This window comes from Arthrobacter sp. ok909 (genome assembly GCF_900104405.1).
In the GTDB taxonomy this organism is placed as follows: Bacteria; Actinomycetota; Actinomycetes; order Actinomycetales; family Micrococcaceae; genus Arthrobacter; species Arthrobacter humicola.
Window position 1 is genome coordinate 96,956 of the sequence record NZ_FNJS01000007.1, and the last position, 24,967, is coordinate 121,922.

The window sequence follows — 24,967 nt, forward strand, 5'->3', positions numbered from 1 at the left end:
TGTGTTCGATGTATTTGGGCTCCGGCTAGACCTTTGCCCCGGTGAGGACTTCTTCGAGCCGGTCGTAGCCCTCGGACATGCCGCCCTCCATCCCGGACTGCGCCATGCCGTCGCGCGCTTCCACGCTGGGGTAGACCGAGTGGCCGATGAGCCGGGACCGGCCGCCGCCCAGGTCCACGAAGGTCATGGAATCGAGGCTCACCACATCCGGGTAGCCGTCGAACTCGAAGGTTTGGATGGCGAAGTCGTTCTCCCGGACGGTGTGGAAGACGCCGCTGAAGACATACGCGCTGCCGTCCGGCGCGGTGTGGGTATAGCGGTAGCTGCCGCCGGTCCTGAAGTCATAGTGGTCAATGCTCATGCGCATCCTCCGCGGCCCGAGCCATTGGGCGACGAGTTCGGGGTCCCGATGCGCCCGGAAGACCTCGGAGACCGGGAAGTCGAAGTCTCGCTCGAAGTCGATGAAGGGGAGTCCCGCGGGGACCGTCAGTGTCAGTGCGTTGCTCATGATGCGTCCTTTGCCTGTGTGCCGCCCTGCGCGGCGCGGGTTTCAAGCACGGCGTCTAGGCTGCGGTACTGGCTCTCGCGGATCAGCCGGTACTGGTCGATCCAAGCGGTGAGCGCCTCAAGCCGTGCGGGGTTCAGGTGAACGGGCCGGCGCTGGGCGTCACGGGTGCGGGTGACCAGCTGCGCCTGCTCGAGGACCTGGATGTGTTTCGAGACTGCCTGTTTGGTGATCGCGAACGGCTCCGCCAGTTCATTGACGGTGGCCGGACCCCGGCTGAGCCGGGCAATGATGCGGCGCCGGACGGGATCGGCGAGGGCCAGGAAGGCCGCGTCGAGCTCGCCGTCGTCGCTGGAATCCATGGGTGGGGGCCTCCTCTTCAATGGTCACCTGATCAGTAATCAACCAAGTAATTGATCAACCTCTAGGTTGTTAACGCTACGCCTGGGCTTGCGCCCCCGCAATACCCCAACGCGGGGTCACGTCACGCCCACCCCGCACCCCGGGATGGGCGGTAAGTGACCCCCGCGTTGCTGCGTGCCGCCCGGGAATCCTTGCGCCACTCTTACGATATTTGTTAGTATGTCAGGACAAACTAGCAAAGGAGATGCGAGTGCCTCTCGTGCGAATCGACGTCAATCAGGGCCGCACCGCGGAGCAGCTGCAGGGGCTCAGCCAAGGAATCCATGCTGCGATCGTGGCTGAATACGGGATTCCGGAACGGGACTACTTTCACATCCTGACGGAGCACCAGGCCGGGCAAATCGTCGCCCAGGACGCCGGCCTCGGCTTTGAACGGACGCCGGATGTTGTGATGATCCAGATCTTCACCCAGACCGGGCGCAGTCAGCCGGCAAAGCAGTCCCTGTTCGCCGCCATCGCGGAAAAACTGGCTGCCGTAGGGGTTTCCGGCGAGAACGTCTTCATCGGCTACGTCGAAAACACGGCCGGGGACTGGTCGTTCGGCTTTGGCCGGGCCCAGTACATGACCGGCGAACTTGGGGTCCCCAGTCAGTAGCTGAGGGTCGTCCTGCCGCCGTCAGGACGGCCGCTCCACGGCGCCGTCAGTGCGCCCCGTGTCAAGTTGTAAATATGTCAGTACAAACCTTTGACAGTACATGGATTCTAGGGCAAAGTAGTGGATGTGGCCCGGCTCACGCCGGCCCCTAAGCACCGAAGCTCAGGCTGCGAAAAGGTACCGAGTTCACACCAGAAAGGTCCACGATCACCGTGACCCACGAACTGCTCACGATCGGGCGAATCAGCGTTGATATCTACCCGAACGACATCGGGGTGGATCTGGAGGATGTCACGTCCTTCGGAAAGTACCTTGGCGGATCCCCGTCCAACGTAGCGGTCGCCGCTGCCCGCCATGGCCGCCGCACGGCCGTCATCAGCCGCACCGGCGACGATGCCTTCGGCAAATACTTGCACCGCGAGCTGCGCAAGTTCAACGTGGACGATTCCTACGTCACCTCCGTCAAGGAGTGGCCCACCGCGGTCACGTTCTGCGCGATCAAGCCGCCGGAGGACTTCCCGCTCTACTTCTACGGGCGGTTCCCCACGGCGCCGGACCTGCAGATCAAAGCTGAGGAACTGGACCTGGACGCCATCCGGGACGCGGGCATCTTCTGGTCCACCGTCACGGGCCTGTGCCAGGAGCCCAGCCGCACCGCCCACATTAAGGCCCACGAGGCGCGTCCCCGTACCGGGCTGAAGCCGGGCCAGTTCACCATCCTGGACCTCGACTACCGGCCGATGTTCTGGGCCTCCGAGGAGGAAGCCCGGGAACAGGTCGCCAAGATCCTGCCGCATGTCTCGGTGGCGATCGGCAATGACAAGGAATGCGCCGTCGCCGTCGGCGAGGGCACCCCGGACGAACAGGCCGACCGGCTGCTCGCCGCCGGCGTCGAAATCGCCGTCGTGAAGCTTGGCCCGGAAGGCGTCATGGCCAAGACCCGCACCGAACGCATCGTCTCCGCCCCGGTGCCGGTGGAAACCGTCAACGGCCTCGGCGCCGGTGACTCCTTCGGCGGGGCATTCTGCCACGGTCTGCTCTCCGGCTGGCCGCTGGCCCAGGTGCTCGACTTCGCCAACGCCGCCGGCGCCCTGGTCGCCTCCCGCCTGTCCTGCGCCGACGCGATGCCGACGCCGGAAGAAGTCACGGGCCTGCTCGCCGAACGCGGCCGCCTCGCGCCGGGTTCCTACGCCACCGAAGGAGCAACACTGTGAGTGTCAACCCGGCCGCCGCCACCCTCACGCTGGGGGATGACCCCCGCCGCTACGAGCACCTGAGCATCATCCGGCTCGAAGACCCGGACGCGATCGCCCGCGCCGCGCAGGCCCGGCGCCGCCACCCCGGCGTCAAAGCCGGCAAGCAGAACTTCATCGTCGCCGCCGACCACCCCGCCCGCGGGGCCCTCGCGGTCGGCGGCGATCCTGTGGCCATGGCCGACCGCCGCCAGCTCCTGGACCGCCTGCAGATTGCCCTGGCCAACCCCGACGTCGACGGTGTCCTGGCCTCGCCGGACATCATGGACGACCTCCTCCTGCTCGGCGCGCTCGAGGGCAAGCTCCTCTTCGGCTCCATGAACCGCGGCGGGCTCTCCGGCCTGGTCAACGAATTCGATGACCGCTTCACCGGCCACACTGCGGCCGCCCTCGAGGCCCTGGGCGCCGACGGCGGCAAGATGCTCACGCGCATCTGCCTCGGCGACCCGGACACCGTCGCCACCCTCGAAGCAACCGCGAGGGCGATCGATTCCCTGGCCGAGCGCAAGCTGATTGCCATGGTGGAGCCGTTCCTCTCCGTCCGCGAGAACGGCAAGGTCCGCAACGACCTCTCCACCAACGCCGTCATCAAGTCAGTGGCCATCGCCGAAGGCCTCGGCGCGACCAGCGCCTACACCTGGATGAAGCTCCCCGTGGTGGCCGAGATGGAACGCGTCATGGCGTCCACCACCATGCCCACTGTGCTCCTCGGAGGAGACCCCGAGGGCAGCCAGGAGGACGTCTTCGCCAGCTGGCAGGCCGCCCTGGCCCTGCCGGGTGTCCAGGGTCTCACGGTCGGCCGGACCCTGCTGTACCCGCACGACGGCGACGTCGCCGGCGCCGTGGCCACCGCCGCCTCGCTGCTGCACCACACGGACGATCCCCGCACCGAATCCACCCGCACCGAAGAAGCATCGGAGTAACTTCCCATGGGAATGAGAACTGCCTCAGGAACACGCAGAATGACAGTCGCCCAGGCTGTCGTGGAATACCTGTCCAAGCAGTACACCGTCGATTCGATCGGCGGCCAGGACTTCAGGGAACGCCTGATTCCGGGCACGTTCGGCATCTTCGGCCACGGCAACGTTGCCGGCGTCGGACAGGCCCTCAAGCAGTACCAGCAGCTCGATCCGACGATCATGCCGTACTACCAGGGCCGCAACGAACAGGCCCAGGCGCACCAGGCTGTCGGCTACGCCCGGCACACCCGGCGCCGCCAGACGTTCGCGATCAGCACCTCGATCGGCCCGGGGTCCTCGAACCTTCTCACCGGCGCGGCGCTGGCCACCACCAACCGGCTGCCGGTCCTGCTGCTGCCGAGTGACACCTTCGCCACCCGTGCCGCCGACCCCGTGCTGCAGCAACTTGAACGCCCGGAAGCCTACGACATCACCGTCAACGACGCCTTCCGGCCGCTGTCGAAGTTCTTCGACCGCGTCTCCCGGCCCGAGCAGCTGTTTTCCGCGTTCCACCACGGCCTGCGTGTCCTGACCGACCCGGCCGAGACCGGCGCGGTCACGATCTCGCTGCCGCAGGACGTCCAGGCCGAGGCTTTCGACGTGCCCGAGGAATTCCTCACTGAACGCGAATGGCGGATCCGCCGCCCCGACGCCGACGACGAGGACATCCGCCGTGCCGCCGACGCGATCCGCGCCGCCAAGCGGCCCCTGATCATCGCCGGCGGCGGCGTCCTCTACGCCTACGCCAACGAGGAACTCGCCAAATTCGTCGAACTGACCGGCATCCCGGTAGGCAACACCCAGGCCGGCGTCGGCGTCCTGCCCTGGGACCATAAGTTCTCCCTCGGCGCGATCGGCTCCACCGGCACGACGGCGGCCAACGCCATCGCCGCCGAAGCGGACCTCATCATTGGCATCGGCACCCGCTACGAGGACTTCACCACCGCGTCCCGGACCGCGTTCCAGAACCCGGACGTGAAGTTCATCAACATCAACGTCGCCGCAATCGACGCCTACAAGCACGGCACCTCCCTGCCGATCGTCGCGGACGCCCGCAAGGCCCTGGTCAAGCTGAACCAGGCCCTCGGCGGCTACCGGATCGGCGCGGACCTTGAGCAGCAGATCGCGAACGAGAAGGCCCGCTGGAACGCCACCGTGGACACGGCCTTCGACACCCGCTTCACCCCGCTGCCGGCGCAAAACGAGATCATCGGCGCCACAAGCCGCGCCATGGACGCGGCGGACGTCGTCATCTGCGCCGCCGGTTCGCTGCCCGGTGACCTGCACAAGATGTGGCGCGTGCGGGACCCGTTCGGCTACCACGTCGAATACGCCTACTCCTGCATGGGCTACGAAATCCCCGGCGGCCTCGGCGTCAAGCGTGCCGCCCTGGCCGAAGCCGCGAAGGGCGGGACGCAGCGCGACGTCGTCGTGATGGTCGGGGACGGCTCCTACCTGATGATGCACACCGAACTCGTCACCGCCGTCGCCGAACGGATCAAGCTGATCGTGGTCCTGATCCAGAACCACGGCTACGCCTCGATCGGCTCGCTCTCCGAGTCCCTGGGCTCGCAGCGCTTCGGCACCCAGTACCGTGCCCTGGACGAGGAGCACCACAGCTTCGACGACGGCGAGCGGCTCCCGGTGGACCTGGCCCTGAACGCCGAGTCCCTCGGCGTGAAGGTGATCCGGATCGAACCGGGCGAGAAAGTCATCGCCGAGCTCGAGCAGGCCATCCGCGACGCCAAAGCCGCCCCCGAAAACGGCGGCCCGATCGTCATCCACGTCGAATCCGACCCGCTGCTGGATGCCCCCAGCTCCGAGTCGTGGTGGGACGTCCCGGTCTCCCAGGTCTCCGAGCTCGAATCCACGAAGCAGGCCTTCCAGACCTACGTCGACCACAAGAGCCGCCAGCGCAAGCTGCTCGGCTGACCCTCTTCACCACCACGCACAGCCACAGACCAAGGAAGTCCATCACCATGTCAACGACGACCGTCACCACCATCAGCCACTTCATCAACGGCGCCGAAACCTCCGGCGAAGGCACCCGCACCCAGCCCGTCTACAACCCCGCGACCGGCGCGGTCACCGCGGAGCTGCGGCTGGCCAACCGGGCAGACCTCGACGCCACCGTTGCCGCCGCCCGCGCCGCCGCCGACACCTGGGGCGACATCTCCCTGGCCAAGCGCACCGCCGTGCTGTTCAAGTTCCGCGAACTCGTCGCGGCCCACATCGACGAACTCGCCGAACTGATCACCGCCGAACACGGCAAGGTCCTCTCCGACGCCAAGGGTGAAATCGGCCGCGGCCTGGAAGTGATCGAGTTCGCCTGCGGCATCCCGCAGCTGCTCAAGGGCGACTACTCCGACCAGGTCTCCACCGGCATCGACGTCTTCTCCTTCCGCGAGCCGCTCGGCGTCGTCGCCGGCATCACCCCGTTCAACTTCCCGGTCATGGTGCCGCTGTGGATGGCCCCGATGGCGATCGCCACCGGCAACGCCTTCATCCTCAAGCCCTCCGAACGCGACCCCTCCGCCTCCATGCTCCTGGCCAAGCTGTGGAAGCAGGCCGGCCTGCCCGACGGCGTCTTCCAGGTCCTGCACGGCGACAAGGAAACCGTCGACGGCCTGCTGACCCACCCGGACGTGGACGGCATCTCCTTCGTCGGCTCCACCCCGATCGCGAAGTACGTCCACGAGACCGCCACCAAGCACGGCAAGCGCGTCCAGGCCCTGGGCGGGGCGAAGAACCACGCGATCATCCTGCCCGACGCCGACCTCGACAACGCCGCCGACCACCTCGCCGCCGCCGCCTTCGGCTCCGCCGGCGAACGCTGCATGGCGATCTCCGTCGCCGTCGCCGTCGGCGAAGCCGCCGATCTGCTCGTCAAGAAGGTCGAGGAACGCGCCCTGGCCGTCAAGGTCAACAACGGCACCGCGCCCGACGCCGAAATGGGCCCGGTCATCACCCCGGCCTCCAAGGAACGTATCGTCCGGATCGTTACCGAAGCAGAGACCGCCGGCGCCGCCATGGTGGTGGACGGCCGCGACCTCGTCGTCCCCGGCCACGAGGACGGCTTCTGGGTCGGCCCCACCGTCCTGGATCACGTCACGGCCGGGATGACCGCCTACACCGAGGAAATCTTCGGCCCGGTCCTCGTCGTGGTCCGCGTGGAGGACCTCGACGCCGGCATCGCCCTTATCAACGCCAACCCCTACGGCAACGGCACCGCGATCTTCACCTCCTCCGGCGCCAGCGCCCGGAAGTTCCAGCGCTCCGTCACGGTGGGCATGATCGGCATCAACGTGCCCCTGCCCGTGCCCGTGGCGTACCACTCCTTCGGCGGCTGGAAGGCCTCGCTGTTCGGCGACAAGCACATCTACGGCCCCGAAGGCGTCTCCTTCTACACCCGCGGCAAGGTCGTCACCTCCCGCTGGCCCGAACCCACCCACGCCTCCGGCGCCTCCTACAACTTCCCCTCCAACTAGTCCCCACTGCCACCCTCGCCTCGCAAGCTCGGCCAGGGAACCCTGGCGGCGTGGGCCCACCCACCGGCTCCCAACAACCACGATCGATTGCTCCGCAACCGCCGTTTTGAGCGTCCAAAACGGCACCTGCGGAGCAATCGATGAGAAGGAATGGAAATGACAGAGAACAAGCTGATCATCGGCACCGCGCCGGACTCCTGGGGCGTCTGGTTTGCGGATGACCCGCAGCAGATCCCGTGGGAACGCTTCTTGGACGAGGTGGCCGAATCCGGCTACAAGTGGATCGAACTCGGCCCCTACGGCTACCTTCCCACCGACCCGGCCCGCCTCGCCGAGGAACTCAAGGCCCGCGACCTGAAGGTCACCGCAGGAACCGTGTTCACCGCCTTCCACCGTGGCCTGGAACAGTGGGAAACCGCGTGGGAGCCGGCCCGCAAGGTCGCTGAACTCACCGCCGCGATGGGCGGGGAACACATCGTTGTCATCCCTGCCATGTGGCGCGACGACGTCACCGGCGAGGCCGTGGAAAGCGGCCAGCTCACCGAAAAGGCCTGGAGCGACCTCTTTACCGGCCACAACCGCCTGGGCAAAACGCTGCTGGAGGACTTCGGACTGAAACAGCAGTTCCACTCGCACGCAGACTCCCATGTCGGCGCGCAGGAGGACATCGAGACCCTCCTCGCCGCCACGGACGCGAAGTACCTCAACCTCTGCCTGGACACCGGCCACGCCGAATACTGCGGGGCCTCCAGCCTCGACCTGATCAAGAACTACCCGGACCGGATCGGCTACCTGCACCTCAAGCAGATCAACCCGGACGTCCTCAAAAAGGTCAACGAGGAAGACCTGACCTGGGCCGCCGCCAACCTGGCCGGCGTCATGACCGAACCGCCGAACGGCCTGCCGGACCTGCGCGCCGTCATCGAAGCCGTCGAGGCGCTCAACCGGCCGATCTTTGGCATTGTGGAACAGGACATGTACCCCGTGGCCTTCGACGTCCCGATGCCGATCGCCAAGCGCACCCGCAACTACCTGCTCTCCTGCGGCTCCCGCACCGCCGTCAACTAGAACTCAAAGGAACCCACCATGACCAAGATCCTCCGCGTCGCCGTCATCGGCGCCGGCCGTATGGGCGCCGACCACATCCAGCGGCTTAAGACCCGCATCCACGGCGCAGAAGTCGCCGCCGTCGTCGACGTCGATCTCGCCCGGGCGCAGGCCGCCATCGAAGGCATTCCCGGCGCCGTCGCTTTGGCCGACGCCGACGAAGCCCTCAACAACGGCGACGTCAACGCCGTGCTGATCGCCACCCCCGGCTTCCTGCACGAGGACATCCTGCTCAAGGCGATCGCCAAGGACATCCCGATCCTCTGCGAGAAGCCGCTCACCCCGGACGCAGAGTCGGCCTGGAAGATCGTCGAGGCCGAAGGGCAGCTCGGCCACAAGCGCATCCAGGTCGGCTTCATGCGCCGCTTCGACGCCGAATACGCCGCCCTTGGCAAGATCATCCGCGAGTCCGAACTCGGCGAGCTGCTCATGCTGCACCACCAGCACCGGAACCCCACCACCCCGCCGGGCTTCACCAACGAGATGCTGATCAACGACTCCGTGGTCCACGAGTTCGACGCCATCCGCTACTTCACCGGCGAGGAAATCACCTCGGTCCAGGTCCGCCTCGGCAAGGCCACGCGGAACGCCCCGGCCGGTCAACACGACCCGCAGCACGTCCTGATCGAGACCGAATCCGGCGTCCTGGCCGACGTCGAGATCTACGTCAACGCGAAGTTCGGCTACGAAGTGGCCACCCAGGCCTCCTTCGAGGACGGCATCGTCAGCATCGGCGGGGACAAAGGCCCGTACACCCGCAGCAACGGACACTGGGGCGGCAACGTCACCCCCGGCTTCGAGGAGCGTTTCGGGGCGGCGTACGACGTCGAAATCCAGTCCTGGGTCGACGCGGCCCTCCGCGACGAGATCGGCGGCCCCACCGCGTGGGACGGCTACGCCACCGCCGCCTGCTGCGAGGCTGGCGTCGAGGCGCAGAAGAACGGCGAAAAGGTCGCCGTGAAGCTCAACGCCAAGCCTGCCCTCTACCGCTAGGAACCCTGCCGGCCGGCGCCCGCTGCTAACAACACGGCGCCGGCCGGCCGCGCGTCCGCCAGATCCACAATGGAGTGTGCACCGTGAAAATCGCCCTTGACCCCACGCCGTTCCACCACAGCCACGGACTCCTCGAGTTCCCGCGCGTCGTCGCCGACCTCGGCTACAAGTACATGCAGATGACCCCGCACGCCGATTTCATCCCGTTCTTCAACCACCCGAAGGCCGACGACGAGCTTGTGGGCAAGCTGAACAAGGCCTGCAAGGACGCGGGAATCGAAATCGCCTCGGTGCTGCCCGTGCTGCGCTGGTCCGGCCCGGACGAGGACGCCCGCGAGGCCGCCGTCCGCTACTGGAAGCGCGCCATCCAGATCACCGTGGACCTCGGCGTCAGCACCATGAACACCGAATTCAGCGGCCGGCCGGAGAAGGCCGAGGAATCCGAGCGCGCCTTCTACCGCTCGATGGAGGAACTGCTGCCGATCATCGAACGGGAAGGGATCGACCTGCTGATCGATCCGCACCCGGACGACTTCGTCGAGGAGGGCCTGGCCGCGATCCGGGTGATCCGCGGACTGAACTCGAAGAACGTGGGCCTGGTCTACGTGGCCTCGCACAGCTTCCACATGAAGAACGAGCCGCTGGAGATCATGCGGGCCGCGGGGGACAAGCTGCGCCTGGTTCACGTCGCCGACACCATGAACCACCACGCCTCGCACGGGCTGCGCTACATCACCAACCCGCCCGGGAACCCGGTCCGGGTGCACCAGCACCTAAAAATCGGCGACGGCGACGTCAACTGGGACGAGTTCTTCGGCGGCCTGAAGGAAATCGGCTTCCTCGACCGCGAGGACACCGTCATGGTCTCCAGCGTCTTCGCCGAGGACGACAACGCTGCCGAGGTCTCCCGCTACCAACTGGAGACCATGACACAGCGCATCGAGAAGGCGAGCCTATGACGAAGTCCGACGGAACACTGACGAACTCAGCACCGCGCGCAGCAGCGCCCGATTCCGCGCCCGACTCCGAAGTCCAGGAAGCCGCCGTCCGGAGAACCGGTGGAGCATCCAATCCCAAGAGGTTCATGCGGCGCGTCGCGCTCTTCTCCACGTTTGGCGGCCTCCTCTTCGGCTATGACACGGGCGTCATCAACGGCGCCCTGCCGTTCATGCAGCGGGACCTCGGCCTCACCCCGCTGACCGAGGGACTCGTGACCTCCACCCTGCCCCTCGGTGCAGCGTTCGGTGCCATCTCGGCAGGCCGGCTCTCGGACCGCTTCGGCCGGCGACGGACCATCATGGGGCTCGCGTTGATCTTTGCGGTGGCCACCATCGCCTGCTCCATTTCTCCCAGCACCGAACTGCTCATCGCCTCCCGCACCCTGCTGGGCCTTGCCGTCGGCGGGGCATCGGTGATCGTTCCGGTCTACCTCGCGGAAATGTCCCCGGCGGCCCAGCGCGGACGCATCGTGACGCAGAACGAACTCATGATTGTCACGGGGCAGTTCCTGGCCTTTACGTTCAATGCCGTACTGGGCAACGCCTTCCCGGAGGCCTCCCACGTGTGGCGGTGGATGCTCGTCATTGCCACGCTGCCCGCCCTCGTTCTCTGGTTTGGCATGCTGGTTCTGCCGGAAAGCCCCCGCTGGCTGGCTTCGGCCGGCCGCTTCGGTGAAGTCCTTGAGGTACTGCGCCGGTCGCGGGCCACGGAGGACATTTCCACCGAGTTCGATGAAGTCCGGCAGGCCGCGAGGGAAGATTACCAATCCAAACTCGGCACCTTCCGCGACCTCACGGTGCCGTGGATCCGGCGCATCTTCGTCGTCGGACTGGGGCTGGCCGTGATCAACCAGATCAGCGGCGTCAACGCCATCATGTACTACGGCACCTCCATCCTCTCCAGCTCCGGCTTCGGCGATCAGGGCGCCCTGATCGCCAACGTCGTCAACGGCGTCACTTCGGTAGTCGCCGTCGTCGTCGGAATGTCCCTCATGTCGCGTCTGCCCCGGAAGTCCATGCTGATCGCCGGCCTGATCGGCACGGCAACGTCCCTGCTGGCCATCGGCATCATCTCCATGGCTATCCCGGAAAGCATCCTCCGCGGCTATCTGGTGCTGCTGTTCATGGTGACGTTCCTCGCCTCGATGCAGTCCTGCATCGGCACGGTGACGTGGCTGACGATGGCCGAAATTTTCCCGCTGCACGTCCGCGGCATTGGCATGGGGATCTGCGTCTTCGTCCTGTGGATGATCAACTTCCTGATCGGGTTCTTCTTCCCGCAGATGGTGTCCTGGATCGGCGTCTCCGTGACGTTCTTCATCTTCGTGGCGATCCAACTGGCAGCCATCGTCTGGGTGAAGCGCGTCGTTCCGGAGACCCGAGGCAAGAGCCTCGAGGATCTGGAACACTTCTTCAAACAGGCGGCCGTCAAACAACCCGCCACCGCATAGCGTTACCAACCGCATAGCCTGACCAGCACAAAGCCCCGCCCCCGGCATGACCCAACTAGCTCGCAGCAGGGGCCGTTATGAGCCTTCATAACGGCCCCTGCTGCGAGTCACTTGGGCTGTCGCGGGGGCGGGGCTTTCTGCGTTGGAGCGGTTGAAGCGGTTGAAGCGGTTGTCGCGTTAGACCGCGGCGTGCAGCCGGGGGAGGGCGTCGACCAGCGGCGCCAGTTCCGGCACTTCCTGGGCCTCGGCCAGCGCCCGCTCCAGGGTAGCGTCGTGGACCGGCCTGCTCTGCTCGAGCAGCGTGATGCCGCTGGGCGTGAGCTCGGTATAGATCCCGCGGCGGTCATCCGCGCACAGGATCCGGGTCAGCAGCCCGCGGTCCTCCAACCGGTTGACCAGGCGAGTGGTGGCGCTCGCGCTCAATGCCGTGGCGCGGGCCAGCTGCTGCATCCGCATATGCCAGCCGTCCTGCCGGCTCAGCGCGTCCAGCACGGTGTACTCCACCACGGAGAGCTGCGCCTCGGCCTGCAGGGAGCGCTCCAGCTCGGCTTCGATCAGCCCGTGCAGGGCCGCGAGGGTCCGCCAGCCTTGCGCCCGGACCTCGACGGCGTCGTCCTTGATGCCCATCTGGTGAATCCCTTCAGCTAGCGTGCCCGGCGGGAGTGCGCCCGGCACATCAAATAATAGTTGCTTGCGCGCTGTATCTGCTTGTGCAAGAATAAATAACGCGTCTGCAACTACTAGCTTACGCGCCATATCCCTTTCCGTACAGCTTTGTAAGGAGCACCCCCATGCCTGTTGGCCTGATAGCCCTAGCCCTCGGCGGGTTCGGCATCGGACTCACCGAGTTCGTCATCATGGGCCTGCTGCCACAAGTGGCCGCAGACTTCCACGTCACCGAGGCCAGCGCGGGCTGGCTCATCTCCGGCTACGCGCTCGCCGTCGTGGTCGGGGCGCTGGGCCTCACCGCCGCCGTGACGCGATTCGAACGCAAGCCCGTGCTGGCCGTGCTGATGGTGCTCTTCATCGCCGGCAACTTCGTCTCGGCGCTCGCCCCCGACTACCCGATCATGATGGCAGGGCGCATCCTTGCCGCGCTGTCTCACGGCGCGTTCTTCGGCATCGGCGCCGTGGTGGCCGCCAGCATGGTGGCACCGGATAAGAAGGCCGGCGCGATCGCGATCATGTTCACCGGCCTCACGGCGGCCAATGTGCTGGGTGTCCCGTTCGGCACCATGCTGGGCCAGGCCGCAGGTTGGCGCGCCACGTTCTGGGCGATCACCGTCATTGGCGTCCTCGCCCTGGCGGGCATCCTCGCCCTGGTCCCGAAAACCGGCTCCGCCGAGGCGGCCGCCGGTGGGCTCCGAAGCGAGCTCCGTGCCTTCCGGTCCGGCCAGGTCTGGCTTTCCATCCTGGTCACCATCCTCGGCTACGGCGGCATGTTCGGCGCCTTCACCTACATTGCGTTCACCCTCACGGAAGTCACCGGCTTCGCCGCCTCCACCGTGCCGTGGCTGCTGATCCTCTTCGGCGTCGGGCTGTTCATCGGCAACACCCTCGGCGGCAAGGCGGCCGACAAGAACGTGGACCGCACCCTGCTCGTGGTGCTCGCCGTGTTGGTGGTGGTGCTCGTGGTCTTCGCACTGACCTCCGGCAACCAGCCGATGACCATCGCCTCCATGGTGCTGCTGGGCGGCTTCGGCTTCGCTACGGTCCCCGGGCTGCAGATGCGCGTCATGAAGTACGCCAGTAGCGCCCCCACCCTGGCCTCCGGCGCTAATATCGGCGCTTTCAACGTCGGTAACGCCCTCGGCGCCTGGTTGGGCGGCGTGACCATCACCGCCGGCCTCGGTTACACCTCGCCGATCTGGGCCGGTGCCGGCATCACCGTGCTGGGCCTGGCGGTAATGGTGTTCGGGGCAGCCGCTGCAAAGAAGCACGACGTCGGCCGGCCGGCCGACGTCGACAGCTCCACGGCGGATCCCGAGACGGAGCTGCAGCCCGTCTGACGGCCCGGCCTGCAGGCCTACTGGCCGAACGGCAGCCGCGGGTCCAGGTCCTGACCCTCCCAGGTCTGGCGGATCCAGCCGTGGTGCGGGTCGTCGCTGATGAGCCAGTCGCGGACCGGGCCCGGGCCGGCCATGACGTTGAGGTAGTACAAGTCGTAACCGGGGGCGGCCATGGCGGGCCCGTGCCAGCCGTAGGGCACCAGGACGACGTCGCCGGTCCGGACCTCGGCCGCAACGTCGATGGGCCGCTCGTCGGAAGCGTACACACGCTGGTAGCCGATGGCGTCGTCGGCGCCCGGGCGCTCCGGCGCTCCCGGTGTGACCCGGGTTTCGAAGTAGTAGATCTCCTCGAGACTTGTCTCGCCGTCCTTTTCCTCATCGTGCTTGTGCGGGGGATAGGAGGACCAGTTGCCACCGGGAGTGAGGACCTCGCAGACGATGAAGCGGTCAGCTTCCAGCGCGGCGGGGGTGCCGAAATTGTGGACCTGGCGGGAGCAGTTGCCCGCTCCGCGCAGTTCCACCGGCGTCTCGGCGGCCGTGACGAGGCGGGTCGGGTAGGACGCCTTGGCCGGGGCGGTGGCAACCGCCACCCGTCCGCCGTCGGCCGAGGTGATCCTCACTGCGTTGCCGGTTCCCGTGTAGAGCACATCGCTGGGGCCGCTGAAGACGCTGTCCCGCCCGGCCAGCGGATACTCCTGTCCGTCCACGGTCGCCACGAAGGAGCCGTTGAGCGGCACCACGATGCGTTCCTCCGATGCGGCGGCCAGTTCGACGGCGCCGCCAGCAGCCAGTGTGGCGACCTTCAGTCCGGTATGGGCCCAGCCCTCCACCTCCAGCGCGGAGTCGGATGTTCCGATGGAAATGTCCCACTTGCCTTGTGCGGCGGTGCCGAGCGGATAGACCCAGTTGGCCATGGAAGCTGCCCTTTCGTAGTCGCGCCGGAAGTGGGCGCGGGTGTGCGGGGTTGGAGATGGCGGCGCTCGTTGTTGAACGCGGGCGTCCGAATAGTGTTTCTCTAGACGCCAGTGTTCGAGCGCCTAAGATTGAACGCCTCTCTCGGGGCGCCTATCTCTGAACGCCTATCTCTGAACGAGTGTCATTTCAAAGCTGTAAGAATCGGCCCTGTAGGCGTGGTGGCCGGTTTCCACCATGCGCCCGGTGTCGTCCACGGCCGTGCGCTCCATGGTGACGAGGGCGGAGCCTGGGGTCGTTTCGAGCAGCGGCGCCTGGTAGTCGTTGGCGATCATGGCGCCGATCCGCTGCGAGGCAAGCCGGAAGTTCACGCCGCCGTTGCGCAGGATGCCGTAGAGGCCCTGCGACGCCAGGGAGGCCTCATCGATCGCGGTGATGTCGTCGCGCACCCAGTTCTCCATCAATGCCAGCGGCTTGCCACCCACTTTCCGGAGCCGGGTGAAGTGATAGACCTTGGCGCCGGCGGGGAGCTGGAGCGCCGTCCGGATCGAGGCGTCCGCCTCTTCATGCGAGAAGCTCAGCACGTCGGTGGTGGGCTTGCTGCCGCTGTTGCTCAAGTCGTCGTAGAGGCTGGAGAGCTCCAGCGGGCGGCGGACCTGGCTGGACACCACCTGGGTGCCCACGCCCCGCTTGCGGACCAGGAGGCCGGAGCGGACCAGCTCATCCATGGCTTTGCGCATCGTGGGGCGCGAAAGGTTCAGCTGGGCGGCCAGGTCGATCTCATTTTCCAGCCGGCTGCCGGGCTCCAGCAGGCCGGTGTGTATCGCGGCCTCGATGCCCTGGACCACTTGGTGGTACAGCGGTACCGGGGACGAACGGTCGATCCGCAGATTTAGTTGATTCGCCACTGGCGTGCTCCCTTGCGCTCCGCAGCGGCCGTGGTGGCGGCCAATCTGCGTTTGTCAGCCATATGTTCGCTTGATAGGACATACTGCCTTTTTCTGATAGTAGCAGGGCTGCCAAAGGGAGCCAAGGGCTTTTGCGGGAGGCTGTGGGAGCAAGGGTTGGGGCGATGGATTTGGGCTGGTCAGGCCCGCAAATTCGCTATCTCCATCGCGTAGCGCTACGTCAAAACATCCTAATGTCAGGACAAACTATTGACATCTGTGATTGAAGTCACCATGATCTGTTGTAGATGGCTCATAGACCGACGCGATGAAGCGGCCGGCGTGGCCCGGAATCAAAGGAGATTAATCGTGACCAAGTTCTCGTGGCGGAAGGCGGCCCTTGTGGCGGCCGTTGTACCCATGTTGGCCCTGAGCGCGTGTTCCAGCAGCGGCGGCAAGCCCGCAGATACAGGCAATGCAGCCGGTGGTGGCCAGGCCGTCTCGACGCCGCGGCTCAAGGTCGCCCTTATTACCCACGCCGCGGCTGGGGATACCTTCTGGGACATCGTCCGCAAGGGCGCCGAGGAGGCGTCCGCGAAGGACAACGTCGAGCTCCTCTACACGTCCGATCCCGAAGCGGGGCGCCAGGCCCAACTCATCCAGCAGGCTATCGACCAGAAGGTGGACGGCATCGCGGTCACGCTCGCCAAGCCCGAAGCCCTCAAAGACGTCCTGAAGAAGGCCACCGACGCCGGCATCCCCGTTGTGAGCCTCAACGCCGGCGAAGGGGTCTCCCAGGCGCTCGGTGCCTTCACCCACTTCGGTTCCAACGAACAACTCGCCGGTGAGGCAGTCGGCACCCGGCTCGCGGCGGAGGGCTACAAGCACCCGGTCTGCGTGATCCAGGAACAGGGCCACGTCGGCCTTGAAGCCCGCTGTGCCGGCGTCAAAGCCAAGGTGCCCGGAACGGAAATCCTCTACGTCGACGGCAAGGACATGACCGCCGTCCAGTCCACCGCGACCGCCAAGCTCCAGGCCTCCAAGGACGCCGACGTCATCATCGGCCTCGGCGCACCGTACACGCTCACGCTCCTCAAGTCGGTCACGGATGCCGGCAGCTCAGCCAAGGTGGCAAGTTTCGACCTGAACGCGGACCTCGCCCAAGCCATCAACGACGGCAAGGTTATCTTCACGGTGGACCAGCAGCCGTGGCTGCAGGGCTACATGTCCATTGACGCGCTCTGGCAGAACAAGCGCGGCGGCTTCAAGCTCGGCGGCGGCCAGTCGGTCCTCACCGGCCCGAGCATCGTCGACAAGTCAAATGCGGCCGATGTCCTGACATTCGCCAAACAGGGTATCCGCTAACAGCCCGCTGGCCGGGCCGGCCCCGTGCCGGCCCGGCAGCAAGGAGAATCATCATGACCATCACCCAGACAAAGACCAAGTCGCCGGCGCCCGATGAGCGCGTCGCCAAGCGCAGTCCGTTCCAAAAACTGCTCGGACGTCCCGAGGTCGGTGCCCTGGTGGGCGCCATCGTCCTCTTCATCTTCTTCGCGTTGGTGTCCCCAACCTTCACCCAGCCCGGCGCCCTGGCGACAATCATGTACGGCTCCTCCACGATCGGGATCATGGCCGTGGGGGTGTCCTTGCTGATGATCGGCGGGGAGTTCGACCTCTCCACCGGCGTCGCCGTGATCTCCTCGGCGCTGACGGCGTCGCTGTTCAGCTGGTACTTCACCACGAACGTCTGGGTCGGTGTCGGCCTGGCCCTGGTGGTCTCGTTGTCCATCGGCTTCATCAACGGCTGGATCCTGATGAAGACCAAGCTGCCTTCCTTCATCGTGACCCTGGCGACGTTCCTGATGCTGACCGGCCTGAACCTGGGCCTGACCCGGTTGATCGGCGGCTCGGTGTCCTCGCCCTCGATCGCGTCCATGGACGGCTTCGACTCGGCCCGGGCGGTGTTCGCCTCCTCCATCAACATCGGCGGCGTCGACGTCAAAATCACGGTGTTCTACTGGTTCGCGCTCGTCGCGGTGGCCACCTGGGTGCTGATGCGGACCCGCGTGGGGAACTGGATCTTCGCCGTCGGCGGCGACGCGAACGCGGCCCGCGCCGTGGGCGTGCCGGTCAAGGCCACCAAGATCGGCCTGTTCATGGCCGTCGGGTTCTGCGGCTGGATCCTGGGCATGCACAACCTCTTTGCCTTCGACACCGTGCAGTCCGGTGAAGGAGTAGGCAACGAGTTCCTCTACATCATCGCCGCAGTAATCGGCGGCTGCCTGCTCACCGGCGGGTACGGCTCGGCGATCGGCGGCGCGATCGGCGCGTTCATCTTCGGCATGGCCAACAAGGGCATCGTCTACGCGCAGTGGAACCCGGACTGGTTCAAGTTCTTCCTGGGCCTGATGCTGCTGCTGGCCACCATCGTCAACCTCATCGTCAAGCGCCGCGCGGAACTGAAGTAAAAGGGGCCCGGAAATGAACGCCAAAGAGATCGACCAGCAGACCCTGCTGCAGAACGAAAAAGACCCCCTCACCCACACCCCGGTGCACCTGCTCTCCCTCGACGGGATCGCCAAGCACTACGGCAACATCATCGCCCTGTCCGAGGTCACCATGGCCGTGGACAACGGCCGCGTCACTTGCGTCCTCGGCGACAACGGTGCGGGCAAGTCCACCCTGATCAAGATCATCGCCGGCCTGCACCAGCACGACGCCGGGGTAATGAAGGTCATGGGCGAGGAACGGAAGTTCACCTCGCCCCGTGACGCCCTGGACGCCGGCATCGCCACGGTCTACCAGGACCTCGCGGTGGTGCCCCTGATGCCGATCTGGCGGAACTTCTTCCTCGGCTCGGAACTCACGTCCGGCTTCGGCCCGTTCAAGAGCATGGACGTCGAGAAGATGAAGGACATCACACTCAAGGAACTCGCCGCGATGGGCATCGACCTGCGCGACGTCGAGCAGCCCATCGGCCAGCTTTCCGGCGGTGAGCGCCAGTGTGTCGCGATCGCCCGGGCCGTGTACTTCGGCGCGAAGGTCCTGATCCTGGACGAGCCCACCGCAGCCCTGGGTGTGAAGCAGTCCGGGGTGGTGCTGCGCTACATCCTGCAGGCCCGCGACCGCGGCCTCGGGGTCATCTTCATCACCCACAACCCGCACCACGCCTTCCCGGTCGGTGACCGGTTCCTGCTGCTCAAGCGCGGCAAGTCGATCGGCTACTACGACAAGAAGGACATCACCCTCGACGAACTCACCGCCCAAATGGCCGGCGGCGCCGAACTCGCCGAACTCGCCCACGAACTCGAACAGCTCGGCGGCCACGGCGACATCGTCAAGGAAGTCCAGGGCGAGGTCGCTGACGTGGCCGAGACCACCGGCAACACGTACGCGTAGCGGCCATGCCCCAGCCTTGAAAGGGCTGGGGCGTCCCGGGCAGCATCCACCGTGCCCGCACCACACATGAGAGTAGAAGCATGAAAGATGTAATCCTGGGGCTCGTTGGCGTTGGGCGGATCGGCGTCATGCACGCCAACAACATCGCCGCCCTCAACGAGGTCCTGAACCCGCAGGGGATCCGTGTCCGCCTCCGGCTCACGGATGTTGCCGTAGAGCATGCCCGGACGGTGGCATCCGGTCTCGGTGCCGAATTCCTGCCGTCGGTCGAGGCACTGCTTGCCTCCGGGCTGGACGGTCTGGTCATCGCCACGGGAACCGGAACCCACCCCGAGCTCATCAAGGCCGGTGTGGACGCCGGAATCCCGGTCTTCTGCGAAAAGCCCGTGGCCCTGAACGTGGACGACGCCCTGCCGGTGCTCGATTACATCCGGGACCGCAACGGCGTGGTGCAGATCGGGCATCAGCGCCGGTTCGACGCCGGCTACCTTGAGGCCCGCCGCGCCTACCAGGCCGGCGAGCTGGGCTGGATCCATTCCCTGCGCGCCGTCACGTGCGACATGACGCCGCCCCCGGTCGAATTCCTGGCCAGCTCAGGCGGCCTGTTCCGGGACTGCTCAGTCCACGATTTCGACATCCTGCGCTGGCTCACCGGCCGCGAAATCGTCGAGGTCTACGCCAAGGGCTCCAACAACGGGGATCCGGCGATCGGTGAGGCCGGCGATGTGGACACCGCCCTCGCGCTGGTGACGTTCGACGACGGCACCGTGGGCACGGTCTCCGCGACCCGCTACAACGGGGCAGGCCACGACGTCCGGCTCGAAATCCAGGGTTCCCGCAGTTCGCTGATGGTGGGCCTGGACGACAAGACGGCGATGGCCTCCGCCGAAGCGGGGATTACTTTCCCCTCTGGAAAGCCCCACCAGACGTTTGCCGAACGGTTCGACCAGGCGTACCGCTCCGAGATGGAGGCTTTCGTCGAACTGATCCTTGGCCGCCGGGACAACCCCTGCACCCCGGAGGACGCCGTGGCGGCGTCCCGGGTGGCGGACGCGGCCCAGGAATCGCTGGCCACAGGTGTCCCGGTCAAGGTGGCGGTGAGCGTCGTCAGCTGACCGGCGCCCCGTGCGGGACCCCTGGCCCGTATGGAATTGAACGAACCGGAACCCCCGGGGCCCAGAGCCCCGGGGGTTCCGCCGTCTCCCTCAGGGCCGGTTCCGGCACACCTCGACGAAGGCCCGGAACGGTGCCAGCCGCTCCGCCGCAGAAAGTTCCAACGCCTCGGGGTGCCACTGCACCGACGCCACCCAGCGGTCCGGATCCTCCAGCGCTTCAACGGTCCCGTCCTCGGCGACGGCCGTCACCCGCAGTGCTCCGGCCACCCGGGCCACGGCCTGATGGTGGCCCGAGGCGATCTTCACCGTCACGGCACCGGATCCACCGCCGTAGAGGGCTGCCACTTTGGAGCCGGCCTGGACCGCTACCTCGTGCCATGCCCACGGGCCCGCCCCGTGTGCCGGCGCGGGCTCGCGGTGCGCCACCGTCCCCGGAGCCATGTCCTGGATGAGGGTTCCGCCATAGAGGACATTGAGCAGCTGATGCCCCCTGCAGATGCCCAATAGCGGCAGGCCGGCGTCGATCGCCTGCCGCGCCACCTCCGCGTCCAGCTCATCCTGGGCATGATTTACGTCGTAACAGACTCCGCTTCGCTCCTCGCCGTAGAGGCCGGGGTCGAGGTCGCCGCCGCCGGGAAGCACGACGCCGTCGAGAGACTCCAGCGCAGCCGCGAGGCCGCCGTCGTCGGTCACCGCAGCGGTGAGCAGCACCGGTTCGCCGCCGCCCTCACGCAACAGCTCCACGATGTATTCGAACAATGCGTTGGCTTCCGCCACTCGCGGGTCGGGATCGGATGAGCTGGTGAGCCGGACAGGAACGCCTATGCGCGGCCGGTTGGCCGGGCTGCTGCGGAAAATCTGCATGCCTCATTCTGCAACACCCTCTCCGGACTAGGATTGCCAGATGAAAGCCCGCTATCTCGTGTCCCGCAGCCGGTTCACCGCCGCCGCCCCGGATGCCATCTTCGACGTGCTCGCCACGCCCGCCCTGCACAGCGCGATCGACGGCTCAGGCACCGTGAAGGGAGCCCAGCCGCGCGGGCCCGAACGGCTCTACCTCGGCGCCAAGTTCGGCATGCAAATGCGGATGCGGGTGAACTACAAGATCCTGAACAGGGTCTGCGAGTTCGAGGAAGGCCACCGGATCGCCTGGCGGCACTTCTACGGCCACGTGTGGCGTTACCTGCTCGAACCGTCCACGGGTCCGGACGGCACCGCCGGCACCCTCGTCACGGAACAGTGGGACGCGCGGCGGGTCCGCGGCAAGAGCCTGCTCCGGCTGGCCGGCTACCTTCGCCGCCATCCGGTCAACCTGGAACAGACGCTGGCCAAGCTCGACGCCTACATGGCTGCGCGGTGACTTGGGCGACGCAGGGACTTGGGTAATGTGGATGGAAGCACGAGCCGCGACTGAAGGTGGGAACTGGGATGGGCCGCAGGACACTGGTCGACGATCTCGTCGACGGCCTGCTGACCGAGATCCTCGATGGAAAGCTCCCGCCCCACACTGCGATTCCGCCGGAAGCCGACATCGCCAAGGCCTACGGCGTCAGCAGGCTGACCGCGCGTGAAGCCCTCAAGGCGCTCCGCGCGCAAAACATCCTCTATGTGAAGGCCGGCCGGGGAACCTTCGTCAATCCCACGGACAACTGGACCGGCCTGGACGCGATCTTCAGGGCGGCCTCGCACGGCAATGCGGCCGAGCAGGTCTCCGTGGGGCTGATCGAGATGCGCCGCATGGTGGAAACCGGGGCGGCTGCACTCGCCGCCACACGCTATACCCCGGAGCACGCCGAGCGGATGCGCGAGTGCATCGAGGACATGAAGCGCTCCCACGAGTCCGGCGACCTGGACCGCTTCGTGGAAGCGGATATTGGATTCCACGACGCCGTCCTGAGGGCCTCCGGCAACCCCTTTGTCCGCGCCCTGTTCGCCCAGCTGGGCCAGCTGCTGTACATGACGCGACGCGAAACATCCGCCGTCGACGTGATCCAGCAGCACGCCATCGACTACCACCAGAGGGTCCTGGACGGCATCCTGAGCGGCGACGCCGAGCGCTCGCGGCAGGCGATGGATGCGCACATGGACCAGACCAATGCGGACTACGAACGCTACGTACGGGGCGCCAAGTCCTGACGCCCGCCTGCGGACTCCTGGCGTAATCCAACAGACTCTTGACGTAATCCAACAGACTCTTGACGTAATCCGAATCACATTCTAAGCTCGTGCCTAGTTCATGAGTCAGATGTCTGACATCTGACTCAAAGGTTGATCCTGATTCCGCAGTCGCAGCTGCGGACAGGACGTCCCCCACATACCCACGAATCCCTGCCCGGCAAAGCTGCCCCAGGGAACTGCACGTAAGAAGGTCGATGATGACTCTATTAGCACCCAAGTCCTCGGGACTCGGCGAACTGGGTGACCGCACGCTCCGCAAGGTCCGCCGCCGCGTCATGCCCCTGATTGTCCTGCTCTACTTCGTTGCCTATCTGGACCGCAACAACGTCGGATTCGCCAAACTCACCATGAGCGAGGACATCGGCCTGAACTCCGCTGCCTACGGCCTTGGCGCCGGAATCTTCTTCCTCGGATACGCACTCCTTGAGGTTCCCAGCAACGCGGGCATGTACCGGTTCGGGGCCCGGAAGTGGTTGGCGCGCATCCTGATCACGTGGGGGCTCTTCGCCACCGCCATGTGCCTGGTCAACGGCGAAAGCACCTACTACATCGTCCGGTTCCTGCTGGGCGCAGCCGAGGCCGGATTCTTCCCGGCGATTCTGTTCTACCTGACGCTGTGGTTCCCCGCTGCGCAGCGCGTGACCGTGCTGGGCATCTTCATCCTCGCCCAGCCCGTCTCCAACGCGCTCGGCGCCCCGGTATCCGGGCTCCTCCTGCAGCTGGACGGCGTCATGGGCCTCCAAGGCTGGCAGTGGCTCTACATCGTCGAAGGCATCCCCGCGATCCTCCTCGGCGTCCTGACGCCCCTCCTCATGACGGACCGCCCGCGGGACGCCAAATGGCTTGAGACTGACGAGCGCAGCTGGCTCGCCGCCACCATGGACGCTGAACTGGCGGCCAAGTCCCAGTCCGGAAAGCACAGCTTCCTGGCCGGGCTCAAGGACAAGCGCACCCTGGTCTACTCCGCCCTGTACTTCGGCCTGGTGTGTGGAATCTACGGCCTGGGCCTGTGGATGCCCACCATCGTCGCGGCCCTCGGCAAGTTCTCCACGGCCGAGGTCGGCTTCATCGTCTTTATCCCCTATGCCGTGGCCGCAGTATTCGTCTACTTCTGGAGCAAGCGCGCCGACCGGACCGGCAAGCGCGCCTGGCACTCCGCCGTCAGCATGGTGATCGCGGGCGTGGGACTTCTGGCCGCCGGCTACCTGCTGCCGGTCAACCCTGTCCTCGCGATGATCGGCCTGACGGTCTCGGCCATGGGGATCTACGGGGCCATCGCCCCGTTCCTCTCGATGCCCTCTGCCGCCCTGACCGGCGCGGCTGCCGCTTCCGGCCTCGCCCTGGTGAACTCCCTCGGAAACCTCGGCGGCTTCATCTCCCCGTACGCCGTCGGCCTCCTCAAGGACGCCACCGGCAGCAACCAGAGCGGACTGCTGTTCCTCTCCCTCTGCCTCTGCCTCACCGCGGCGGCCACGTACCTCTACGCCCGCAAGCGCCCTGAAGGTGATGCCGCCCTTGACCCCGCCGTCGCAGCGGCGGCCGCCGTCAACCCCGCCAAAGTCTCCTAACCCCGAAATCCCAGAAGGAACCTTCGTCATGACATCAATTACTCCTTTCCCGACTGAACGCACCGTGGTCCTGACCGGCGCCGCCTCGGCCCGCGGCATCGGCCGCGCCGCCGCCGACCGCCTGGCCAGCGAGGGCTGGTCCATTGCGATCCTGGACATCAATGCCGAGGACGCTGCCGCAGCTGCCGCCGAAATCGGCTCCAACCGCGCGGTCAAGGCCATCGGCGTCGGCGCGGACGTCTCCGACGCCGCATCGGTAGACCGGGCCATCACGGAGATCGAGGGCTCGCTGCCCCCGATCGTCGCCCTGGCCAACCTGGCCGGCATCAGCTCCCCGACGCCGTTCATGGAGACCACGGTCGAAGAATGGGACAAGGTCTTCGCCATCAACATGCGCGGATCCTTCATCGTCTCCCAGCGGGTGCTCAAGGGCATGATCGAGCGCAGGCTCGGCAGGATTGTGAGCATCTCCTCGATTTCGGCACAGCGGGGCGGCGGCACCTACTCCAAGGTCGCCTACAGCGCATCGAAGGCCGGCATCATCGGATTCACCCGCGCCCTGGCCCGCGAGGTGGGCGAATTCGGGGTCACCGTCAACGCCATCGCCCCCGGCCCCATCGACACCGACATCATGGGCGGCACGCTGAGCGAGGAACGCAAGGCCCAGATGTCCGAGGGCATCATGATGGGACGGGTCGGCAGCCGCGAGGAAGTGGCGGCGCTCATCGCCTTCCTACTCGGCCCGGACGCCGGCTACATCACCGCGGCCACCTACGACATCAACGGCGGCCTCCAGGTCTCCTGACCGTCTATCCACACCCCGTTGCGCTATCACTCTTGGGCCTTAAACATGCCGGAATGGCCGCCAAAAGTGATAGCGCAACGGGGTTCCTCTATGTTTTTGGTCGGGCACGCGGGCCGGGTCAGGGGCGCCCGGTGTGGGGTGGGTTTGGGTTGTCCGTAGCAGGGGCAGGAGAGGGGGTGCGGGGACCGTTCCCGTCTGGCGGCGAGGCACGGCACGGGTGGCTGGATTCGCGGGCTTGGCTGGCTCCGCCGCGAACGTAGGGGTTGGTGGAGTGCTACCTGGGTCTCAGGGCCTCGGCGGCTTCCGAAACGAGTGGCCGCGG

Annotated in this window: 24 protein-coding genes; 18 read left to right on the forward strand and 6 right to left on the reverse strand. The window is 66.4% G+C overall.

Features of this window, described 5'->3' with window-relative positions; genetic code table 11:
• Positions 1-25 precede the first annotated feature (25 nt).
• Together BLR03_RS07915 and BLR03_RS07920 are read right to left on the reverse strand one after the other, a co-directional pair.
• Complete coding sequence (locus tag BLR03_RS07915; protein ID WP_091251452.1) at positions 26-508, reverse strand: SRPBCC family protein; 483 nt, start codon at positions 506-508, stop codon at positions 26-28.
• On the reverse strand, positions 505-867 hold the full coding sequence (locus tag BLR03_RS07920; protein ID WP_091251454.1) for an ArsR/SmtB family transcription factor: 363 nt from the start codon (positions 865-867) through the stop codon (positions 505-507). The genes BLR03_RS07915 and BLR03_RS07920 overlap by 4 nt, the downstream gene beginning before the upstream one ends.
• A gap of 251 nt (positions 868-1,118) precedes the next feature.
• Here BLR03_RS07920 and BLR03_RS07925 point away from each other — a divergent pair, with 251 nt between their 5' ends.
• The 9 genes from BLR03_RS07925 to BLR03_RS07965 all read left to right on the forward strand — a co-directional run bounded on the left by BLR03_RS07925 (position 1,119) and on the right by BLR03_RS07965 (position 11,772).
• Positions 1,119-1,523 carry a tautomerase family protein gene (locus BLR03_RS07925; protein WP_091251456.1) on the forward strand — a complete coding sequence of 135 codons (405 nt, stop codon included), beginning with the start codon at positions 1,119-1,121 and terminating at the stop codon, positions 1,521-1,523.
• Positions 1,524-1,735: 212 nt separating this feature from the next.
• Positions 1,736-2,737 (forward strand): 5-dehydro-2-deoxygluconokinase, encoded by a 1,002-nt coding sequence (gene iolC, locus BLR03_RS07930; RefSeq protein WP_091251457.1) that lies wholly within the window; start codon positions 1,736-1,738, stop codon positions 2,735-2,737.
• Complete coding sequence (locus BLR03_RS07935) at positions 2,734-3,699, forward strand: Cgl0159 family (beta/alpha)8-fold protein (RefSeq protein ID WP_091251459.1); 966 nt, start codon at positions 2,734-2,736, stop codon at positions 3,697-3,699. Before iolC ends, BLR03_RS07935 begins: the two co-directional genes overlap by 4 nt.
• A 39-nt stretch (positions 3,700-3,738) precedes the next feature.
• Positions 3,739-5,667: a 3D-(3,5/4)-trihydroxycyclohexane-1,2-dione acylhydrolase (decyclizing) gene (gene iolD / locus BLR03_RS07940; protein WP_091251461.1), complete on the forward strand. Its 1,929-nt coding sequence runs from the start codon at positions 3,739-3,741 to the stop codon at positions 5,665-5,667.
• A 47-nt stretch (positions 5,668-5,714) separates the two neighbouring features.
• Entirely contained in the window at positions 5,715-7,223 is a 1,509-nt protein-coding gene (locus BLR03_RS07945; protein WP_175460451.1) for a CoA-acylating methylmalonate-semialdehyde dehydrogenase, read from the forward strand.
• A 156-nt stretch (positions 7,224-7,379) separates the two neighbouring features.
• Positions 7,380-8,291, forward strand: coding sequence for a sugar phosphate isomerase/epimerase family protein (locus tag BLR03_RS07950; protein WP_091251463.1), 912 nt, complete (start codon positions 7,380-7,382; stop codon positions 8,289-8,291).
• A gap of 18 nt (positions 8,292-8,309) precedes the next feature.
• Complete coding sequence (locus BLR03_RS07955; protein ID WP_091251464.1) at positions 8,310-9,323, forward strand: Gfo/Idh/MocA family protein; 1,014 nt, start codon at positions 8,310-8,312, stop codon at positions 9,321-9,323.
• An 83-nt stretch (positions 9,324-9,406) separates the two neighbouring features.
• Positions 9,407-10,282: a sugar phosphate isomerase/epimerase family protein gene (locus tag BLR03_RS07960; protein WP_091251466.1), complete on the forward strand. Its 876-nt coding sequence runs from the start codon at positions 9,407-9,409 to the stop codon at positions 10,280-10,282.
• A complete protein-coding gene (locus tag BLR03_RS07965; RefSeq protein ID WP_091251468.1) occupies positions 10,279-11,772 on the forward strand; it encodes a sugar porter family MFS transporter in 1,494 nt (497 codons plus the stop codon). Before BLR03_RS07960 ends, BLR03_RS07965 begins: the two co-directional genes overlap by 4 nt.
• 177 nt (positions 11,773-11,949) lie before the next feature.
• Here the strand turns inward: BLR03_RS07965 and BLR03_RS07970 are convergent, their stop codons facing one another.
• Positions 11,950-12,399 carry a MarR family winged helix-turn-helix transcriptional regulator gene (locus tag BLR03_RS07970; RefSeq protein WP_091251470.1) on the reverse strand — a complete coding sequence of 150 codons (450 nt, stop codon included), beginning with the start codon at positions 12,397-12,399 and terminating at the stop codon, positions 11,950-11,952.
• Positions 12,400-12,563: 164 nt separating this feature from the next.
• On the opposite strand from BLR03_RS07970, the gene BLR03_RS07975 reads away from it, so the two are divergent.
• The gene (locus tag BLR03_RS07975) at positions 12,564-13,781 is read left to right on the forward strand and encodes an MFS transporter (RefSeq protein ID WP_091251472.1); all 1,218 of its coding nucleotides are present in this window, start codon (positions 12,564-12,566) and stop codon (positions 13,779-13,781) included.
• A 17-nt stretch (positions 13,782-13,798) separates the two neighbouring features.
• On the opposite strand, the gene iolB is transcribed toward BLR03_RS07975, so the two are convergent.
• Both iolB and BLR03_RS07985 read right to left on the reverse strand, forming a co-directional pair.
• Positions 13,799-14,695 carry a 5-deoxy-glucuronate isomerase gene (gene iolB / locus BLR03_RS07980; RefSeq protein WP_091251474.1) on the reverse strand — a complete coding sequence of 299 codons (897 nt, stop codon included), beginning with the start codon at positions 14,693-14,695 and terminating at the stop codon, positions 13,799-13,801.
• A gap of 165 nt (positions 14,696-14,860) precedes the next feature.
• Positions 14,861-15,601 carry a GntR family transcriptional regulator gene (locus BLR03_RS07985; protein ID WP_091251475.1) on the reverse strand — a complete coding sequence of 247 codons (741 nt, stop codon included), beginning with the start codon at positions 15,599-15,601 and terminating at the stop codon, positions 14,861-14,863.
• A 348-nt stretch (positions 15,602-15,949) separates the two neighbouring features.
• Here BLR03_RS07985 and BLR03_RS07990 point away from each other — a divergent pair, with 348 nt between their 5' ends.
• From BLR03_RS07990 to BLR03_RS08005, 4 genes are all read left to right on the forward strand, one after another.
• A complete protein-coding gene (locus tag BLR03_RS07990) occupies positions 15,950-16,945 on the forward strand; it encodes a substrate-binding domain-containing protein (RefSeq protein WP_091251478.1) in 996 nt (331 codons plus the stop codon).
• A 53-nt stretch (positions 16,946-16,998) separates the two neighbouring features.
• Positions 16,999-18,048 carry an ABC transporter permease gene (locus BLR03_RS07995; protein ID WP_091251480.1) on the forward strand — a complete coding sequence of 350 codons (1,050 nt, stop codon included), beginning with the start codon at positions 16,999-17,001 and terminating at the stop codon, positions 18,046-18,048.
• 13 nt (positions 18,049-18,061) lie between these two features.
• Positions 18,062-18,979, forward strand: coding sequence for an ATP-binding cassette domain-containing protein (locus tag BLR03_RS08000; protein ID WP_091251482.1), 918 nt, complete (start codon positions 18,062-18,064; stop codon positions 18,977-18,979).
• A gap of 80 nt (positions 18,980-19,059) precedes the next feature.
• Complete coding sequence (locus BLR03_RS08005; RefSeq protein ID WP_091251483.1) at positions 19,060-20,094, forward strand: Gfo/Idh/MocA family oxidoreductase; 1,035 nt, start codon at positions 19,060-19,062, stop codon at positions 20,092-20,094.
• Between the two features lie 90 nt (positions 20,095-20,184).
• On the opposite strand, the gene BLR03_RS08010 is transcribed toward BLR03_RS08005, so the two are convergent.
• Positions 20,185-20,958 carry a gamma-glutamyl-gamma-aminobutyrate hydrolase family protein gene (locus BLR03_RS08010; protein ID WP_091251485.1) on the reverse strand — a complete coding sequence of 258 codons (774 nt, stop codon included), beginning with the start codon at positions 20,956-20,958 and terminating at the stop codon, positions 20,185-20,187.
• A gap of 40 nt (positions 20,959-20,998) precedes the next feature.
• Between BLR03_RS08010 and BLR03_RS08015 the strand changes: the two genes are divergently transcribed.
• The 4 genes from BLR03_RS08015 (at position 20,999) to BLR03_RS08030 (ending at position 24,645) form a co-directional block, all read left to right on the forward strand.
• Positions 20,999-21,454: an SRPBCC family protein gene (locus BLR03_RS08015; RefSeq protein ID WP_091251487.1), complete on the forward strand. Its 456-nt coding sequence runs from the start codon at positions 20,999-21,001 to the stop codon at positions 21,452-21,454.
• A gap of 68 nt (positions 21,455-21,522) precedes the next feature.
• On the forward strand, positions 21,523-22,230 hold the full coding sequence (locus tag BLR03_RS08020) for a FadR/GntR family transcriptional regulator (protein ID WP_091251489.1): 708 nt from the start codon (positions 21,523-21,525) through the stop codon (positions 22,228-22,230).
• 239 nt (positions 22,231-22,469) lie between these two features.
• Positions 22,470-23,840, forward strand: a complete 1,371-nt coding sequence (locus tag BLR03_RS08025; RefSeq protein WP_091251591.1) for an MFS transporter — start codon at positions 22,470-22,472, stop codon at positions 23,838-23,840.
• A 28-nt stretch (positions 23,841-23,868) separates the two neighbouring features.
• Positions 23,869-24,645 (forward strand): SDR family NAD(P)-dependent oxidoreductase, encoded by a 777-nt coding sequence (locus tag BLR03_RS08030; RefSeq protein WP_091251491.1) that lies wholly within the window; start codon positions 23,869-23,871, stop codon positions 24,643-24,645.
• Positions 24,646-24,967: the final 322 nt, after the last annotated feature.

Excerpts from the sequence above, each read along its gene's own strand:
- BLR03_RS07975 (WP_091251472.1), top strand. The coding sequence starts at position 12,564 with ATGCCTGTTGGCCTGATAGCCCTAGCCCTCGGCGGGTTCGGCATCGGA.
- iolB (WP_091251474.1), bottom strand. The coding sequence starts at position 14,695 with ATGGCCAACTGGGTCTATCCGCTCGGCACCGCCGCACAAGGCAAGTGG.
- BLR03_RS07920 (WP_091251454.1), bottom strand. The coding sequence starts at position 867 with ATGGATTCCAGCGACGACGGCGAGCTCGACGCGGCCTTCCTGGCCCTC.
- BLR03_RS07950 (WP_091251463.1), top strand. The coding sequence starts at position 7,380 with ATGACAGAGAACAAGCTGATCATCGGCACCGCGCCGGACTCCTGGGGC.
- BLR03_RS08010 (WP_091251485.1), bottom strand. The coding sequence starts at position 20,958 with ATGCAGATTTTCCGCAGCAGCCCGGCCAACCGGCCGCGCATAGGCGTT.
- BLR03_RS07970 (WP_091251470.1), bottom strand. The coding sequence starts at position 12,399 with ATGGGCATCAAGGACGACGCCGTCGAGGTCCGGGCGCAAGGCTGGCGG.
- BLR03_RS08020 (WP_091251489.1), top strand. The coding sequence starts at position 21,523 with ATGGGCCGCAGGACACTGGTCGACGATCTCGTCGACGGCCTGCTGACC.
- BLR03_RS07955 (WP_091251464.1), top strand. The coding sequence starts at position 8,310 with ATGACCAAGATCCTCCGCGTCGCCGTCATCGGCGCCGGCCGTATGGGC.
- BLR03_RS08005 (WP_091251483.1), top strand. The coding sequence starts at position 19,060 with ATGAAAGATGTAATCCTGGGGCTCGTTGGCGTTGGGCGGATCGGCGTC.
- BLR03_RS08025 (WP_091251591.1), top strand. The coding sequence starts at position 22,470 with ATGACTCTATTAGCACCCAAGTCCTCGGGACTCGGCGAACTGGGTGAC.
- BLR03_RS07945 (WP_175460451.1), top strand. The coding sequence starts at position 5,715 with ATGTCAACGACGACCGTCACCACCATCAGCCACTTCATCAACGGCGCC.
- BLR03_RS07995 (WP_091251480.1), top strand. The coding sequence starts at position 16,999 with ATGACCATCACCCAGACAAAGACCAAGTCGCCGGCGCCCGATGAGCGC.
- BLR03_RS08030 (WP_091251491.1), top strand. The coding sequence starts at position 23,869 with ATGACATCAATTACTCCTTTCCCGACTGAACGCACCGTGGTCCTGACC.
- BLR03_RS08000 (WP_091251482.1), top strand. The coding sequence starts at position 18,062 with ATGAACGCCAAAGAGATCGACCAGCAGACCCTGCTGCAGAACGAAAAA.
- BLR03_RS07915 (WP_091251452.1), bottom strand. The coding sequence starts at position 508 with ATGAGCAACGCACTGACACTGACGGTCCCCGCGGGACTCCCCTTCATC.
- iolD (WP_091251461.1), top strand. The coding sequence starts at position 3,739 with ATGACAGTCGCCCAGGCTGTCGTGGAATACCTGTCCAAGCAGTACACC.
- BLR03_RS07965 (WP_091251468.1), top strand. The coding sequence starts at position 10,279 with ATGACGAAGTCCGACGGAACACTGACGAACTCAGCACCGCGCGCAGCA.
- BLR03_RS08015 (WP_091251487.1), top strand. The coding sequence starts at position 20,999 with ATGAAAGCCCGCTATCTCGTGTCCCGCAGCCGGTTCACCGCCGCCGCC.